The sequence below is a fragment of the Paenibacillus shirakamiensis genome, assembly GCF_017874255.1.
Taxonomy (GTDB): Bacteria; Bacillota; Bacilli; order Paenibacillales; family Paenibacillaceae; genus Fontibacillus; species Fontibacillus shirakamiensis.
Genome location: NZ_JAGGLD010000001.1, coordinates 1,241,683 through 1,260,038 on the forward strand (window position 1 = coordinate 1,241,683; position 18,356 = coordinate 1,260,038).

Annotated in this window: 5 protein-coding genes; all 5 read right to left on the reverse strand. The window is 42.1% G+C overall.

The annotated features are described in order from the left end of the window. Positions 1-152: 152 nt before the first annotated feature. The 5 genes from J2Z69_RS05775 to J2Z69_RS05795 are packed head-to-tail and all read right to left on the reverse strand — an operon-like array spanning position 153 to position 18,350. Complete coding sequence (locus J2Z69_RS05775; protein ID WP_209859963.1) at positions 153-1,112, reverse strand: acyltransferase domain-containing protein; 960 nt, start codon at positions 1,110-1,112, stop codon at positions 153-155. Further along, positions 1,112-1,759, reverse strand: a complete 648-nt coding sequence (locus J2Z69_RS05780) for an MBL fold metallo-hydrolase (protein ID WP_209859964.1) — start codon at positions 1,757-1,759, stop codon at positions 1,112-1,114. The genes J2Z69_RS05775 and J2Z69_RS05780 overlap by 1 nt, the downstream gene beginning before the upstream one ends. After that, positions 1,760-2,956 (reverse strand): NADH:flavin oxidoreductase, encoded by a 1,197-nt coding sequence (locus tag J2Z69_RS05785; protein ID WP_209859965.1) that lies wholly within the window; start codon positions 2,954-2,956, stop codon positions 1,760-1,762. Beyond that, positions 2,953-5,322 (reverse strand): thioesterase domain-containing protein, encoded by a 2,370-nt coding sequence (locus J2Z69_RS19390; RefSeq protein WP_209859966.1) that lies wholly within the window; start codon positions 5,320-5,322, stop codon positions 2,953-2,955. Before J2Z69_RS19390 ends, J2Z69_RS05785 begins: the two co-directional genes overlap by 4 nt. Next, a complete protein-coding gene (locus J2Z69_RS05795) occupies positions 5,319-18,350 on the reverse strand; it encodes an SDR family NAD(P)-dependent oxidoreductase (protein WP_209859967.1) in 13,032 nt (4,343 codons plus the stop codon). The genes J2Z69_RS19390 and J2Z69_RS05795 overlap by 4 nt, the downstream gene beginning before the upstream one ends. Positions 18,351-18,356: the final 6 nt, after the last annotated feature.

The window sequence follows — 18,356 nt, forward strand, 5'->3', positions numbered from 1 at the left end:
ATTCAACTTTCTTACTTTCTTACTTTCTTACTTTTTTACTTTAATATAGGAACTGTAAAAAACCCATAACTCAATATGTATCTTAGTACTCAAAAGTAAAAAGGCTGACTCCACAAGTGGAGTCAGCCTTTTTTACTGCAAATCATTTTATTTTATGACCTTGTTTTTATTTGACGGATCATAGCAGTGAATTGTTCTATATTTGCACCATATGGCGGCAGTAAAGTAAATCTGGAATTTACTGAGCGCTCCGGTAGACTATATTTTGTAAATGTTGCTAATGTACCAGACGGCCCCAGATCAACATAGACATATTCATCATGTTCTGGAAGGCTATTCAGCGCTCCTCTAAAATCGATAGGATCTCTTATAATATCCCAGAAATAATTAGACTGTATCGCAGCAAGTCGCCCTCCTGTAAGACACGATATAAAAGGAATTTGAGGAGCTGAAATGGATACCGATTGCAAAAAATCCAGATATGATGTCGCAGCAGGTTCAATGTATGAAGAATGAAAAGCATAGGATACAGGTAATAGTTGGTATGTTACTCTCTGTTTCTTAAGTTCGGCCTCAATGAAAGTCAAAGAATTGGCTAACGCTGAAATCACGAAATGGGATGAGAAGTTGACGGCAACGAGTTCAGCATATTGCTGTAGAACTGGCCAAGATTGCATGATTTCTGGGGTATGAAGAATAGCTATCATGACTCCCTTTTCACATGTTGCTATAATGGATTGAGCTTGAGTTATTACAGATGTTAGGCCATCTTCTACAGAAATAATTCCAGAAACACTTGCAGAAGCAAATTCACCCATACTTGAACCCGTCACAAACTGCGGCGTAATCCCTTCCTCTATTACAAGCTGAGCTAGAGCATATTCAACCATAAATATAGCTGCATGAGTATAAAGCAAATCTTTAAACGGCGGCTTTGCCCGTTGCTCTGAGTAGAGGCAAGCTATGACTGAACCCCCTGTATGATCTCCAAAGATTTCATCCAACTCTTCCATCCCTTTGCGAAACATAGCGTGATATCGAAATAGCTCTAATCCCATGCCATAATATTGAGAACCTTGACCTGAGAACATAAAGACTACCGATGCAGACATTATACACTCCTCATTCGAAATGAAATAAAGTGCTCTTTTTGTTCTAACTGAATATAAATATTTTGTTTGGACAATTCCTCCATACTAATGCCCGGCTCAGATCCGTAACAGTGCCCAGGATATATTTTCGTCTGGGGAGAGATCAACCCTTTAATTTCCTGAATACTATAGAACATTTCTTCTGCTGAACCCCCTTTCAAATGACAGAAACCACAGCCTTCAATGAACAAAGTATCTCCTGTGAACAGATGCTGCTCTGCCCAAAAACACATACTACCAGCCGTATGTCCTGGAGTATGGATAGCCAGAACTCTTGTTGAACCGAGCCAAAATTCTTCTCGATCTTGCAGACCCATTAAATTTCGACATCGATATCCGTAGTAATTTATTTCTTCTTGAGACATGAGTACAGATGCATTAAAATGTTCTACCAAAGGCTCGACCAGATTCACATGATCGTGGTGGGAATGCGTGAGAGCTATGAAAGTAAGATTAAGTTTATGCTTGTTTATAACTCCTTCAATAAGTTCAAGCTCCCACGCCGGATCTATAATTACGGCCTGCTTCGTCTTTAAATCTATAAGAATATAGCAATAATTTACTAGATATGGTCCCGAAGTACGGATAGCGATAACCTCCGTATTCATTTACTTGAACATCTCCCGCCAATTCTCAGCATTCGTTGCTATAAAAAGATCCTTAAGATTTCCATATTTTTTATAAGGACAGCAGAATTCCTTGTGTAATACTAATAAGCAGGCATTACAAGAGATGCAATCGGCTTTTTCTTTTCCTTCTCCATGTAACCATCGATTAGGTAGATTCGGTTCGGAAATAAGTGGTCGACAGAGCGATAAAAAATCTACATTTCCTTCCTGCAAAATAGCTTCCATTCGATCGATTTGACGATGTCCCCCTACTAATAGGAGAGGAATGGATAGTTTTATCTCTTTTACGTAATCATAATAGTAGGATTCCTTCTCTGGTTTATTAATTTTGGTCCGCGCTTCCGGTATAGGGACAACAGGAAAGCCGAGTTCCTCTTCAGTTCGAACCAGACAATCCCACATCCCCCCACTAATCTCTATTGCATCTACACCCGTTTTTTCCATCTCATACAGTAATTCATGTAAGTTTTCTTTGCAAATCCCTCCCTTTACATGATCATCTGCGTTCATTTTAATAAGAATAGGGAAATCCCCCACCTCTTGACGTGCTTTACTGATAATATCCCGAATAATGTTCACGCGATTCTCGGCGGAGCCGCCATATCGGTCTGTACGTCTATTCGTATATGGAGAAAGAAATGAACTTAACAGGTAGCCATGCGCAGCATGAAACTGAACCCCATCGAACCCGGCTTTTTGCACTCTTACAATAGCATCTGCAAAATAAAGAATAATTCTTTCGATCTCCTCCAGGTGAAGCTCCCTTGCTTTCTTGAGGAGAATAGGAGATTCCACTTCAGATGGAGCAATACAATCTGCGGATACATAATGATGTACTTGCCTTCCAGGATGGTTCAACTGTGCGATAACCTTACAGTGCGGGTCCGTCCGATGAACAATATCCGCAATCTGTGCAATTTCTGGAATGAAGGAGTCATCATAAATACAGGCCTGTCCCTCCGTTCGTTTGGCTGTAGGCGTAGCTGCCATAGCACCTGTAACAATTAGTCCAACGCCCCCTTTTGCAAGATCTTGATAGACTTGGAGAATAGAGGGTTCCATTTTTCCATCAGAAGACATTTTACTTTCCCCTGTTGCCGATCTGACTAATCTATTCTTAAGAACTAGGCTTGCAATCTTTCCCTCAGAAAATACTTTGAATTCATGTCTGCTCATATGTTCTCTCCTATCTTCAATATCGTTTGTTCATATTTTGAGTTTGAGTTATATAATTCAGCACAAAATTCTGTAATACGCTGCATGGCCGCGGAACTGGATAATAAGCCATAATGGCTATTAGCAGGCACATCCATGACTTCAAAATGAGGAAGCAATGCCTTCCATTCTTCCCAATATCTCGAACTTTCCTTTCGCTCTCCCCAAGTGAAATAAGGCAATAGATCTCCGTAAAATGACTCACCTTCACAGCGGAAATAATAGGCGGACACCTCATCTGGGTATAATAGAGGAAGAATCGGATATTGACTAAGCTGATAAGCTACCTGTATACGAATACTCTGAAGGACACGAGTTTTCCAGTCCGGATGAATGCTATTCATCCCGCGTTCTTCAGCGATTAGAAGTAGCTGCTCTAAAAAAACTAAAGAATCTACATTCTTGGAATTCGTATACATCTGTTCTGCATGAATTAGCTTATCCGTAACACTGTGGCCATCTTGAGATGGATAGGCCATGAGGATAGAATTTACAGCTTGGAGTGAAATGATTTTCTTATACTCCTCCAAATCTTCCTGTTCTTTCTGATAGGGGGTTTGAAGATAAGAATCTATGAATACGATGGACTGCACCGACTGACCCAATTCTTGCAATTGCCGTGTGATTTCATAAGCGATGCGGCCTCCAAGTGAAAATCCCCCTAACTCATAAGGTCCTTGAGGCTGAACCGATTGAATAATCTGAATATAATAGGCTGCCATAGCTTGAATGCCTTGAAGTGGTTCGCGAGAAGTCATCCAGCCCCTCGGCTGAATGCCATACATAGGACGATCCACATGCCTAGCAATCGAAGTATAGGAATGGACGGAACCATTGCCTCCATGAATCCAAAAGATGGGTCGCCCTTTCAAGGAACCTTGATGTAGCTTAATAAGTTCGGGATATTGGGGCCATGCGGACGGGAACAACCTGTTTTCTAGATTCCATCTTTTTAATACCGTGTTCTTCGGTGGTAATTCAGAGCCCAATGGTATAGGCGAGACAGAAGTATATTCCGGCAACCTAATAGGCTCCAATGAATCTATCGCAGATGAATCAGTAGTAGAACTCAGATGCTCCGCAATCCATAAAGCTAGGTCTCGAATTGTTGAATTCTCATGAATTTGTGCCAAGGTAAGCTCTATACTGAAGATTTGATTAAGATCTCTAACCCATTCAATACCTGCGATCGAATCCAGACCCACTTGAATAAAGGAAATCTCCACGTCTACATCCTTTCGATGCAGATCCAGCACACATGCAAAACTAGTAATGAGTTTTTCCATTACCTCCTCTAATGTCATACTTTGTATTGGGGAAGTAGTAGCGATGGTATGAGTGAGTTGAACTTGTGATACAGGAGAATTGCCCGTTCCTTGCTTAAGAACCGGAATGATTGAATGCGCACTTCCCTGTACCTCATCATTTTGAAATAAAATTCCTCTCATACTTATGATTAGTTCACCTTTTTCCCCACACCAATCCATATCAAACTGCTGCATACCTTTATGATTCGTATATCCTTTAACGCATACCCATACAGGACTAATTGAACTATCTATACATTCCCATTCATCTACATATTGTAGCCTCGGTAGGGGGTCCCCTTCTGTGACATCTGTGATGCTATGTGCCACGCTAGTAAGACCTATGTTCCAAGCCTGAATGTAGGAGTAGACATTTGCTTGGTCATTATTCTTAACTGGATTAATTGAAGAAGAGGGTACTTTTATTCGCGTTACACCTTGAAGTCCCTCTCTATAGAGCTGGCTCCAACTCAAGTTGATATTTGACTTGCGCTGTAGCATAGCTCTTCCTTGACAATGCACTAAGGGTTCTTCATCCTCGGCAGAATTACTGTATATCTCAAATAAAATTTCTTCGCCTTGTTCAATTAAATAAGTATGCAGATCCATGGATGTTGAATTTTGTCCACTTGGTATTCCCCATGCGATCTCATAAAGATGGATTATCGTTTCCTCATCGTGTTCTTGATGTGCTATGCCCTTAAGAAGGGCAGCTCTAATCATCTCAAGATAGAGAAACTCACTAAGATGATCCTTATTATCCTGCTGTGTATTCCCCCAATATAACTTGTCTTGCGCAAAATTCGAAGAAAACTCAAGGTTTGTAAGTCCACTGATGTTATGATGCAACAGCGGATGTTCTCTTAATTCAGATACATGACCAACCTCAGAAGAATCCTGTTTCTGCGTCTCCTCCTTTTCTTCTATACGATGATGGAATTGGTAAAGTACATCCATGGCGTCCTCTTTGCTTATACGCTTATGTTTGACTTCAGAAAGAACATATTCTAAAAAATTCACCCTCTCATCCTCCTATCCTCGGCAGTCGTTACGCTCAACGCTTTCATTTCTTCTGCGGCTAATTCTACGGAAATAGATTCACGAATGACCTGATCAAGTAGTGCTTCATAAGATGCATAGTCAAATGCACCATGGGCCACAATCGAATTGTAAGATTTATTCAGAACTTCTGAAGTAGTCTCGACCCTCTGGCTTTCTTTAGCTATAGGAGCATTCATTAACGGTTCTGTCATCAATTGAATATGATCGGCTTCTGAGATCCAGAATGATTCTCTTGCAAAGGGATAAGTGGGCAGCGGAATTCTTCCTGGATTTCCTCCTAGATATAGCATTGTCCAATCAAGCCGTAGTCCCTTTACCCAGAAGTTCAAAAGTTTGTTTAGTTTTCTTCGTTGTATCCATTTGCTTATGGTCTCTTGCATTTCGTCATCATTTGAAAGCATAGCGATCACTTCCTTGTTGGGCTTCACTTGCCCTCTAAATGAGCCTTGTACAAGTTCACCATAATCTACAAACTGCTGAAGGTAGACTTTAAGGTCCACTAGCGATGTCACAATCCAAGCTACTCGTTCTTCCATGGACTCTCTACCTACTTGCAGTGTGTAGGCTATCCGTCTTAAATCGCTCTCCGTATACCTTCCCTCATTGATCGCTACATATAGACTTGAAGCCTTCTGGTTCAGCTGTTCTTCTGTCCGCGCGGAGAGTAAAATTGCTACTTCATCCGTGGAATTTACAGTCTGCTGAAGGTGTACCTGATGGAAATCCCCTTCCTCGATAATCAGATGTGCATTGGCTCCACCTGCGCCAAATGAGGATAATCCTGCTCTTCGAGGATACTCTTGATGTTGTCCATCAATATCGACAATAGGTCTCTTCCAATCCTGTAATTCTCGCTGAATGACAAAGGGTGAATTTAAGAAATCGATGTTCGGATTGGTCACCTCAGCATGTATCGTAGGAACTAATTGTCTATGACGAAGTTGAAGAAGAATTTTCGTCAGTCCAGCAATGCCTGCGGCACTTTCACCATGTCCAAGATTAGACTTGATTGAGCCAATTGAACAGAATTGTTGATGATCTGTATCCTGAGCAAAGGCCATGGATAATCCGGCAATTTCGATAGGGTCACCAAGCGATGTACCCGTACCATGTGCCTCAATATAACTTACCGTCCTTGCATGCACATCTGCCTTTTTCAATGCACCTAAGATGAGTTGGGATTGGAGCTGAGGATTAGGTACGGTGTATCCGTTTGTTTTCCCACCAGCATTTAACATACTTCCTTTTAATACGCCGTACACGGTATCCCCGTCAGCTATAGCACGTTCTAAAGGTTTGAGAATAACAGCTCCAACTCCCTCTGCATCAACAAATCCGTCAGCTCCTTCGCCAAAGGATCTACATTGATTTCCAGAAGACAACATGCTCATAGCTGATAATTTCAAGTAATGCTTAGGATCAGTAATAAGATTGACGCCACCCGCAATAGCGCAATCTATACTTCCACTGATTAAGCTCTCCATAGCCAAGTGAATTGCCGTTAATGATGACGAACATGCGGTATCTACAGCTAGACTAGGACCATGGAAATTAAATAGATAAGATACACGGTTAGCAATAGACCAATAGGCAGGTCCGGTTGGATAATTCCCATTCATAGCACCTACGAATACACCAACTTGTCCACTGCCGGATAAAGTAGAAGGCGTGTACCCCGCGTCTTCAATACAAGCATAGGCAATTTCTAAAAATTTGCGTTCTTGAGGATCCATTTGCTTGGCTTCTTTCGGAGATATGCCAAAGAACAGCGGATCAAAACAATCATAGTCTTCAATAAATCCGCCCCATTTTGTATATATAGCACCACGCTTACCTTTTATTTCATCAAAATAATGTGTATTGTCCCAACGCACTTGTGGGATCTCTGTAATTTGATTCCGCCCAGATTTAAGCACTTCCCATAATGCATAGGTATCATCAATTCCTGGATATTTTCCAGCTAATCCAATGATTGCGATGTCCTTCTTGATTGAAGGTAAGCCAGTCTGTCCAGCTGCCAGCGCCGCTATATTCATTCCTCTTTGCGGGGAAAGAAATTTTCTTCCTGTTATCTGCCCGGGCTGAAGCCTATACCCATCCTCTAATTCAAGGGGGTGTACGGGCTGCACATACGGAGTCTCATCTAAAGCCGTCTCTTCTAAAGCCTTCTCTATATCTTGATATGGGCGGTAACCCAGTATTGCTATAAGCTCTTCTCTGCGAGTATCTAGGAAATGATCTGTAAGTTCATCGATTGTCTGATATTCGAAAAACAGAGTACTGCTCACATTCGCAAAATAGGGATGTAATGCATTCGTTAGTTGAACAACGATGATGGAATCCATTCCGTAGGTCTCCAAAGGCTCTGCTGGATCTAATTGCTGAGTAGGAATTTTTAACGTATCTGCAATAATTTTTAATAATAAATGCATGCTTTTTGTTCGCAGCGACTCCTTTTCATTTGAACTGCTTTTTTGATGTACTCCCTCCACAAGAGTAGAACTTGATTTAGAAGGGAGGTTAGGAATAGATGTTACAATCTTTTGCCTAGTAGGATTAAGCTTGCTCTCTTTTTGCTGACGCACCCTGCCATTACTCTGAGCCATGACAATTTGTTGCCCCCACTTATGCATGTCGGATGCTGGAAATGAAATGGAATCAAAACCTTCCTGAGCAAGTAAACGATTCCATGTATGCACACTTAAACCCGGAGAACCGGTTAGACGGTTCTTCGGATCTTCATACTTCCACCAACCCTCTAATAATCCGAAGGTAAGATGAGTGAAGAACGACTGTCCATGAAGTTCATTTAGTAGAAGCACGCCATTCATTTTCAGCATAGCTTTTACATTTCTAATTGTCTTACGCATGTTGGGCGTAGCATGTAATACATTGGCCGCAATAGCGATATCATATTCCCCAGCGTGAATATCTTGCGGATATACAGCAGATTCAACATTGAACAAGTTAAAAGACAGGTAAGGATACTTTTGTCCGAACTGTTGTTCCGCATGCAGTAAAAAAGCTTTGGAAATATCCGTATAATTATATTCTTTAATATTATCCATATAGGGTTCAAGCTTCTGGAGAATAGCTGTCGTTGTTCCACCGGTACCCGCTCCAACTTCTAAAATTCGTATTTGAGCCTGAGGTTCACGCTCAATTCTCATACGAACGTAAGCTAATACTGCATCGCTAATCTTGTGATTGAATGCATCTGCCACAACATTATTTTTGTACACCTGTTCTACAAGGTCCATAGAGCCCTTGGGGAAAATTACGTCTGTCGCAAGGCGCTGACCTCCTAAAATTTCAGGCAATGCCTGCAATGTCGTCTCAACTAACTTAATTTGAGCCGAGATACTCCCTCTATGAAGCCATGCTACTTTGTGAGCATTCCATTGATCCCACAACCTATTCATCGAAGCTGTACTCTGCTCGAACGCAGCAAAATCTAATCCAGTACTGGCTGTGTACTCGTTAAGCAATTCAGAGCTTGCTTGTAGCCATGGTGAATATTTCTCAGTATAAAATTCAGCCCCCTTCGTATTCTCACGGAATATTCTCAACTGATTCCACAGCATGGCAGCCAGTAGTTCTTCCATCTCTTTCTGAGTTGTTTCTCCTGCTTCATCTAGGCCCTCCAACGTAATTTTGGATTCAGATAATTGTTGATCGACCTGTGAGAGAAGTGATTTGGTTCTTCTTGAAGGAGATGAATATAGATGAATCTGTTCTTGCTCTTCAACACCCCCTATAGACAAAGAACGCTCGGTTTTAATTAATGCCATCTGCCCAAGCGGACTATTCATTAGTACATTTAAAGCTTCCATCGCTTCGTCTGGTTCAATCGATGCATACCCCATGGTAGACATGCGTTCTTGATTCGTCTTGGAAGCAACTACCCCTACAGATCCCCAATACCCCCAATTCATAACTTTCACTGGATAAGGTACTTGTAAGGACAAGTGTTGAGCATAGGCATCTGCGAAGGTGCAGCCCGCAGCGTAATTACTCTGTCCTGCTGCTTTCATAAAGGCATTCATCGAAGAAAAGAATAGAACAAAATCCAATTTCTCTTGTCCGAAAACCTGGTTCATCTGGACACTAATGTCCACCTTTGCCGCAAGTGCCTTTGAAAAACGATCCATATCCATATTAGCTAGACTCTGATCCAATAGAACGATGGCCGAATGTACCACACCATGGATTGTTCCAAAACGTTTTTGTATCTCATGGTAGGCATCCCCTAGTGAAGATGTATCTGTAGCATCTGCTGAAATATACAATGGAGCAGGGCCGATGGTAGACAAACGATCTACTTTTTGCTGAATGTCTACACTAAGAGATCGCCTTCCAATCCATATAATCTGAGCTTGATAAGTGCGAATCATATATTCACTCCATACCCCACCAATTCCACCAGCACCACCAATAACTACATACACCCCCCCTTTTCTATAGACATTGCTGTCCGGGAGCTCTTTCGTTCGCTGAATAGGTAGAAGTTGTTGTCGGAACCATTCATGTTGACGGTATACCCAGGCATTGCCTTGAGCATCTGGAGGTATCGAGAGTATATCCGAGATTGGCCAAGATTGACCCGCCTCTACATCGACCATTCGAATAGACCAATGAGGATATTCTTTTGCAAGCGAGCCTACGAATCCATGTACACTAGCATGATCCGGCTGTATCTGTTCAGCATCATGTACAGCTTGAGTCTGCTCTGTTACGATAGTCCATCCTAATTTGGCCTTGCCATAATCCAAAATGAACAAAGCTTTGACCAAATTAAATAATTGCATAACACCCTGTTGTTGTCCTTGAATCATTCCTTTGTTTTCATGAGAATCAGCGGCAGGGGCTATCCAAAAGATATGTTCCACCCTCTCATATAACCTCAATTCACGAACCATATCATCCATCGTATGTTCCGCCTGAAATTGCAACAACTTCGCCCTAGGTAGCTCCACTCGTAAAGCTTCAACGCTCCGAGTATCTTCGCCTATGATGAGTACAGGTTGGTTTGCTGTTGGAGCTATCGCGCCATAGGGAATAGAGCTGACATCCCAGATTGGTGAAAATGATCGTAATCCCTGTAACTCAGGGATAGGCTCTTCGATGCTGAACAAGTCTTCATCTAAGATTCGCGTTGAGAATTCCTTGATTTGTATCTTGACTCTTCCTTCTGCATCACAGAGATCAATATCCATTTTTTGCACTCTATCCTGTGATCCGCTCTCCTTACTCCAACGAATATATGCCCACACATCGCTTGGAAGGGAACCAAATACCTTCAACTCCTTCATAGAAAATGGAATTCTGAGCGTGGCCCCAGAGATTGATTGGGTAGGTTCCACAACCCCTTCTTCCTGCCACATCATTCCTATACAGGATTGAAAAGCTGCGTCTAACAGACTGGGGTGTAATAGGAACTGATCCTGAGTGTGCCTAATACTAGCAGGTAGTTGCAATTGGGTCAGCACTTGTCCTGCTCCTACATACATCTTCTGAAGTCCCCGATGAGTATCTCCATAATTAATCCCTAAGGTATTAAAGATTTCATAACATTCCGCCCCATGCAGTTCTCGGCCCCTACAGTCGGCACGGATTTGTATTAAATCCCAAGGGCTTGAAACTTCTTTCTGAGCTATCTGAATACTACCTTGACTATATTCAAATAATTCTCCGGCTGGTAATGACGAATCCGAATAGATATGAAAGCTTACTTTATCTTCCGCTTCGGGTTGAAGTCCGATATGAATCTGTGCAGAAATCTCATCATGAATGAAGGGACGGGTCCATGACACATTCTGAAGTATCATTATCACATCTTCATTTTCCGCTCTATCACAACTATGCAGATATGCAGCTCTAGCCATCTCTAGATACACAGCTCCAGGCAAAGTCGGCTTATTCATCACCCGATGATCCGATAAAAAAAACTCATTTCCATGAAATAAGGAACTGAATCTTTGTTCAAAGAAATTCGAAGTATTCTCATGCAGTAGCGGATGTAATCTATACTCTACAGTCCTGATTGTATCTGTAAGCGGTCTTTCCTTATTCAGTTCTCCATTCAACACAGGTATGGTCGGTATCCAATATCGATCCTTGGCAAAAGGATAGGTGGGTAGAGACATCTTCTTCGGTGGATTGTCCTTATACAGTTTGACCCAATCTACATGTACACCCTGAACCCACAAATCCAATAACTTTTCATACTTCCCTTTGATAATCCACGTATCCATAGCCATCTTCAAATCTTCATCCACAGCAAAAAAGGCCAACGTCCCGCTTTGGCGTGAACACTGTCCCTGATAGACTCCCTCTATGTCCTCATCTTGGAGATAGGCATTTAATTTGGATACTACCTCTTCGATCGTTCGAACCTTCATGGCTAGGCGCTCCTCCATGAATTCCCTTCCTACCTGTAATGTATAGATCATCGAATGAATGGAGCTATCCGTTAACAATTCATCTCTAATAATAGAAAGGAGATCCTTCACTTTTTCTCGAAGACGCTCTTTATTTTTTGCAGATAATAGTAAAAGAAGCGGAATACTAGTCTCCTTTTCATAAGTAGAATGCTTCGGAATATATTCCTCCATAACAAGATGAGCGTTCGATCCACCCGCACCAAATGATGAAATACCCGCTCGGCAAGGGTATTCCTCTCTCCCATTCTTTTCTGCCATTCGCGGTCGTCTCCATTCTGTCAGTTCCTGCTGGACTTGAAATGGACTAGACTTGAAATCAATATGTGGATTTAATACTGACGAATGCAATGAGGGCGCAATTTGTCGATGCTTTAGCTGGAGAATAACTTTGGTAAGCCCGGCGATGCCTGCTGCACTCTCGCAGTGTCCAATATTGGATTTGGCTGAACCAATAGCACAGAACTGAGTATCCGATGCATGCTTACTAAAAGCTCGAATCAGTCCATTCATCTCAATCGGATCTCCTAAGGAAGTACCTGTCCCATGGGCTTCTATATAGCCTACAGTTCTAATATCTATCTCGGCCTCTTCAAAAGCACGTTCGATAATTTCGCCTTGAGCCTGTGGACTAGGAACGGAGTACCCATTGGTCTTCCCCCCATGATTAATAGCACTTCCCTTAAGAACTCCATAAATATGATCCCCATCTGCTTCTGCGGCCGCTAAAGATTTTAATAACACCGCTCCCACACCTTCTCCAGGTACGTACCCATCTCCGCCTTCTCCAAAGCTCTCACATCGACCCTTGCTAGAGATGAATTTCCCTTGAGCCAGCATAAGATATTTATTAGGGTGAATAGATACATTGACTCCACCCGCAATCGCAAGGCTGCATTCTCCTCGTATAATACTGTGACAAGCTAGATGTATAGCAGTTAATGAAGAAGAACACATCGTATCAATGGCCATACTAGGACCCTTGAAATCGAACCAATACGATACCCGGTTTGCAATGGAGGAGGGACTTCCCGAGAAAGCAATAGGTCTGCCCTGTATTTGCTCTTGTGCACCATACAATTGATATTCTTCATACATAACTCCTGCATATACCCCTATAGCATTCCTTTTGCCTGAACGACGGTTCCATCCAATCGATTCCCTAGTATATCCGGCATCTTCTAATGTTGCATAGACGCACTGTAAGAATAATCGTTCTTGAGGATCCATGACCTCTGCTTCTAAAGGAGAAATGCCAAAAAATAGAGGATCAAACTCATCTACACCGTCTATAAAGCCTCCCCACTTGCTGTAGGTAGTGCCAAGTTTATTACGATCTTCATCAAAGTAAAGACTATAATCCCATCGTTCTGCTGGAATTTCTGTAATGCTATCTATTCCTTGTCGTAAATTTTCCCAGAATTCTCGTATATTGTTTGCACCTGGGTATCGTCCAGCTACGCCAATGATAGCTATATCTAACGAGGTTGATGGCACACTCCGATCAGTCACAGGCACAAGTTTAGGCACAGGGTTATCATGCGTTAATTCTGTATTCAGCTGTGGAATAGAGTGGTAAAGCTTATTTTGCGTTACATTCTCAGGAACAAGAGGACCTAAAATTTGTAATAAACGCTTGCTATGCGAAGCTAAGAAATACTCCGTTAATTCCCGAATAGTGCGATATTCGAAAAAGAGTGTTTTAGATAACCCTCCAAATTCTTTCTCTAACTCATCCGTCATGCTCATGGCCATAATGGAATCAATGCCATATTTCTCAAGCGGAGCCTCTGCATCTATACGATGTGCCGGCAATTGTATGGCTGTGGACAATATTTTTTTGAAATACAAAACAGCTTGTTCTTGTGTCGAGGTATCTTTTTCTTGTACAGAAAAATCATGTGCTTGTAAGGATAAATCTTGTGCTTGTATAGAGGAATCTTCCGTCTGTAAGGATCGATTATCCAAAGGTATATTCGTTGTTATCAAATCAGCTAATTGATTTAGCGTAGAATACTCCATCACATTTGCGACAGATAGAGGGATGTCCAACGTATGCCCTATATGTTCAGCAAATGCATTCAGGTGTACAACATCCAGTCCATACTCGGACCAATGGGTATCTGTATCAATACGATCCACAGGAATTCCAGCAATTTTGGAGACACCCTGTTTTAAAATAAGAATTATTGAGGGACTTTTATAGTGATCAGCATCGGTGCGTACTAGCATCTGTTCACTGAAATTAGGATCGCCATGAACAATCATAAGTTGATCTCTCCCGGATTGGACACTGCGGATGAGCAATGACATGGCCTCATCGGTACGTAGTGGAACAAACCCCATATTCTCTTTAAGTGTATCTTGTTGGGACGTCGTAATGCGCATACCCCCTTCTTCCCATAGAGGCCAATTGATGGATATGCAGTGACCTTTGCGCTTCCCTTCTAATACTAGTTCATTTCTATAACGAGCATACTTATCCATAAATCCATTTGCCACCGAATAATCTGCCTGTCCAACATTCCCCGTTGCCCCTGCAATAGAAGAAAACAACACAAAAAACTCCAACTGATGATGACATGTAGTCTCATCCAAATGAAGTAGTCCGGTAACTTTAGGTTGAAGCACTCGCAAAAATGCATCCCGATGTTTTTTTAGTATAAATTGGTCCTGAATAATTCCCGCGGTATGAACAATACCATCTATATTGCCCCATCTCGCTTCAATATGTTGAATTAACAGTGCTGTTGACTCTCGGTCTGTAATATCTGATTGTTGATAGTCCACTTTAGCTCCCAAGGCTTGGAGTGAATGGAGAAATTCAGTATCTTGATCGTCTAAAGAGGAGCGTCCGCTTAAGATTAAAATAACCGTAGAAGTAGATTGCGCAGCATGCAAAGCAAGTAATTTTCCTAGACCACCTAACCCACCTGTAATTAAGTATACCCCTTGGTCTTTCCACAGAGAACCGTTCGCGGTTAGATCAATGGCTTCAAATTCTTGAATTTCTCTCCATTCCACACGATATGGCTTTCCATCCTGATAGCGGATATGGGTATATCTCGGTAAATATACATTCTCCCTCAATATCAAGGCGATCGTATTCGCAGACGCGCGATGATTCAGCTCAATACACTGCCAGCTGATTTTGGGATGCTCAAGTGAAGCAGTCTGCAATAAACCTACTAGACCGGAAAATACATGCTGCTCCTTGGCATGTGGGAGAACCAGTTGAATACAGGCTGAAGTTGTGGATGTGTCTTCAATGATGCGCTGAATTTTGTCTAACAAGGTCAGGGCATATTCTTCATAACGTTCATTGAGGTGGATCTTGGTAGAACTTAGTTCAAGCCAAACCGTTGCACTTAGTTCATCATGTGCCTCACACAATGGCTTACATTCCGCAGATGTAATATCCATCTCGCATAGTATAACCAGATGTACATCCCATGAGGGTGAAGGGGAAGGCATATTTCCTTCCTTTGCGCTTAGTGCTTCATCAAAATTCCAGATCGGTTCCAACAACCGTGTGACTGGTCTTGGCGCTGGAGTGAAAGCATCTTCGTGAAAGCTTATCTTGCTTACATTATGGCTTATCTCTCGTACAGCAAAACCTCGGAATTGCAACCATACCGATCCCGTAGAATCACAAAGATCAATATCAAGAGCAACATGCTCCCCTTCTGATGCAACGGGCTGGATCCATGCCCATATCGAGGGGGATCCTTCTCCAATAATATTGATACTATCAATAGCAAACGGCACGAGCGTTCGCAAAGATGGCCCGGACTGAAGTAATCCTATAGATGCCTGCAAAGCCGAGTCGATGAGACCCGGGTGCAGTGTTATCCCTTCCCCTTGATTCCACAAGGATTCTGGCAACTCCACATAGGCTAGTACTTGCTGATCTCCAACATAAATTTCGCGGAGACCCCGATGCGATGCCCCATACTCAATATTCATGTCCTCAAAATATCGATAACATTCGTCTGAAGAGAGGTATCCCTTCTGACACTGCATTTTAATATCGTTAATATTTAAATGTCGAGGTGAAAGCGCAGGCTGTAATATAATATGACCTTGAGCGTGTATCATCTGATCGGTAGCTCCACTACACATCTCAAATTTGATCTCTTTCCCAGTCGCTGTCAGATAGGTGCGAATCTCTACCGAGTTGTGGCCTACCACGACAGGACGTGTCCATCTTACATGTTCCATTCGCATCGCTTCCATTAGACCATCTGGTTCCATGGAATGCTTCACGGCTGCAATGGCCATTTCAAGAAAAGCTGAACCAGGTAAAACTTTCTCCCCCAGCACTTGATGATCTTTTAAAAATGATTCTTCCCCTGTGAAAATGGATACAAACCGCATCTGAGACCATGTAGAGATATTATCATGCAATAAAGGATGTATATGCTTTATTGGGCTAGGATTAGATGTAATCTTTGGTAGAGCAAACCTTTCTTTAATAAAGGGATGGGTGGGTAGTGCTGATAGCCGATGATACGTCCCTTTTTTATAAACATCTTTCCAAGGTATTTCATTTCCCCCTGTCCACAGCTCAGCGATTGTCATGTAGTCCTTTCTGTCTAACAATTCTGCAACGTGAGTATTTTCTTCATCCGTCTTATTAATCGAATGCTTCTTATCCCTTCTATCTCCTTCGATTACTGTATGTGATGAACGAATCTTCCCGTTCAGGTACAACGTAAGATCTTGAATCCACTGCTCTTTATTTTCAACTATAACTGCTATTCGATAAGGAAAGAGTTCTCGAGCTGTCTGATAGGTATACAGAACTTCATTGAAATCAACTTCTGGATGACTAAGCACATAATTCAAAATAGATTTGGCATAGGATATTAAGCCAGTTTGACTAGCGGCGGAGAGTAGGAATAGACCATGAATAGGCGAACTATCAGGCTGAGTTAAGGGCGATCTAGCTCCGACAAATTCCTCTACTACAAGGTGTGCATTCGTTCCGCTGAACCCAAATGAACTCACTGCAGCAAGTCGGGTTCCTTTCCCATTGTACGGCCAGTGATTCAGTGTTGTATTCACAAAAAATGGACTTTCATCTAGTTTCATATGTTCGTTTGCTGTATCAAAATGAATAGAAGGCGGCATCATCTGATGCTTCATACTTAGAAGAACCTTAATTAGACTAAGGACTCCCGCAGCTGCAGTGGTATGACCAATATTCGCTTTGATGGAGCCCAGTCCACAATACTTTGTTTTTGCAGTGGATGAACGAAATGTGTGCGTAAGGGCATGCACCTCAACAGGGTCCCCTAACTTTGTAGCTGTACCGTGAGCTTCAATATATTGAATATCTTCAACATCAATGTCAAACCGTTCATAGATTGAAGTCTGTAACTGGCTCTGAGCCATAAAGCTTGGTACGGTAATACCTGAGGTCTGTCCATCTTGGTTCATTCCACTTCCTCTTAAGACTCCATATATATGGTCCCCATCTTTTACTGCATCCGAAAGTCTTTTGAGGATCACAATACCTACGCCATCTCCAACTACTATGCCATTCGCCGCTTCATCAAATGGACGACATTCTCCTGTTGGGGATAACATACTTGCATTATTCATAAACAGAAATGCCCCTGGATGAGTATATATAGTAATTCCACCCGCTATAGCCATATCAATTTCGCTAGATCTAAGTTTCTCACAAGCCATATCAATAGCAACAAGAGAAGATGAACAAGCCGTATTTATAGCAAGTGCTGGTCCTTTAAGATTTAAATAATATGCAATACGTGCGGCTAAAATGCTGGTATCCGTACCCAGCATGGCTAGATGGGAATAATCTTGTGCAGCTGCATAGCCCATAGTTCCCATGAAGGTTCCTACCTTTTGTCCTCGGGGTACGTAACCTGCATCTTCAAGGGCTCTGTAACATTCTTCAAGCACTATCCGTTGAGCAGGATCCATCGCCTCTGCTTCTTTAGGAGAAATACTAAAAAACAGGGAATCAAATAAATCTATATCGTCCATAGCTCCATAGCGAATAGGAACATACGAGGAAGAGTTAGACTTTAGAAAGTCTACCCATGCTGGATTTTCCAAAGGTCTGGTACAATCTCTTCCCTCCGCAATAAGATTCCAAAACTCTTCTTGACCTGAAGCTCCTGCGCTACGGCATGATAATCCCACAACTGCAATTTCTTCTCCAGACATATCAGACTGCTCAGGGAGAATGGTTTGAAAGTCATGCTCTAATAATGGGTTTCGTTCGGTCTTAGTATTTTGAGCTTTTTCGACTACTTGGGATAGAATTAGCTGAGTAAGTGCATGCATGTCATGACATTCCATCAGAATACTAGTCGGTAAGGTCAGCTCAAACCGCGTATTTATTGCTTCTAATAACTCAACTAAATTCATCGAGGAAATCCCCAGTTCTTTTAAAGAAGGCTGCTCTAGAAGCTCCTCTTGTTCCAGCCCCAATACTTGTTCGAATACCTGAGTCAAGTGCTCAGCAACCTCATTATATCCCTGTTGCGAATCAAAATTTTGGCCGAAGATCATCATTTA

Coding starts and splice junctions, on each gene's coding strand:
- J2Z69_RS05775 (WP_209859963.1), bottom strand. CDS start 1,112: ATGTCTGCATCGGTAGTCTTTATGTTCTCAGGTCAAGGTTCTCAATAT.
- J2Z69_RS05780 (WP_209859964.1), bottom strand. CDS start 1,759: ATGAATACGGAGGTTATCGCTATCCGTACTTCGGGACCATATCTAGTA.
- J2Z69_RS05785 (WP_209859965.1), bottom strand. CDS start 2,956: ATGAGCAGACATGAATTCAAAGTATTTTCTGAGGGAAAGATTGCAAGC.
- J2Z69_RS05795 (WP_209859967.1), bottom strand. CDS start 18,350: ATGATCTTCGGCCAAAATTTTGATTCGCAACAGGGATATAATGAGGTT.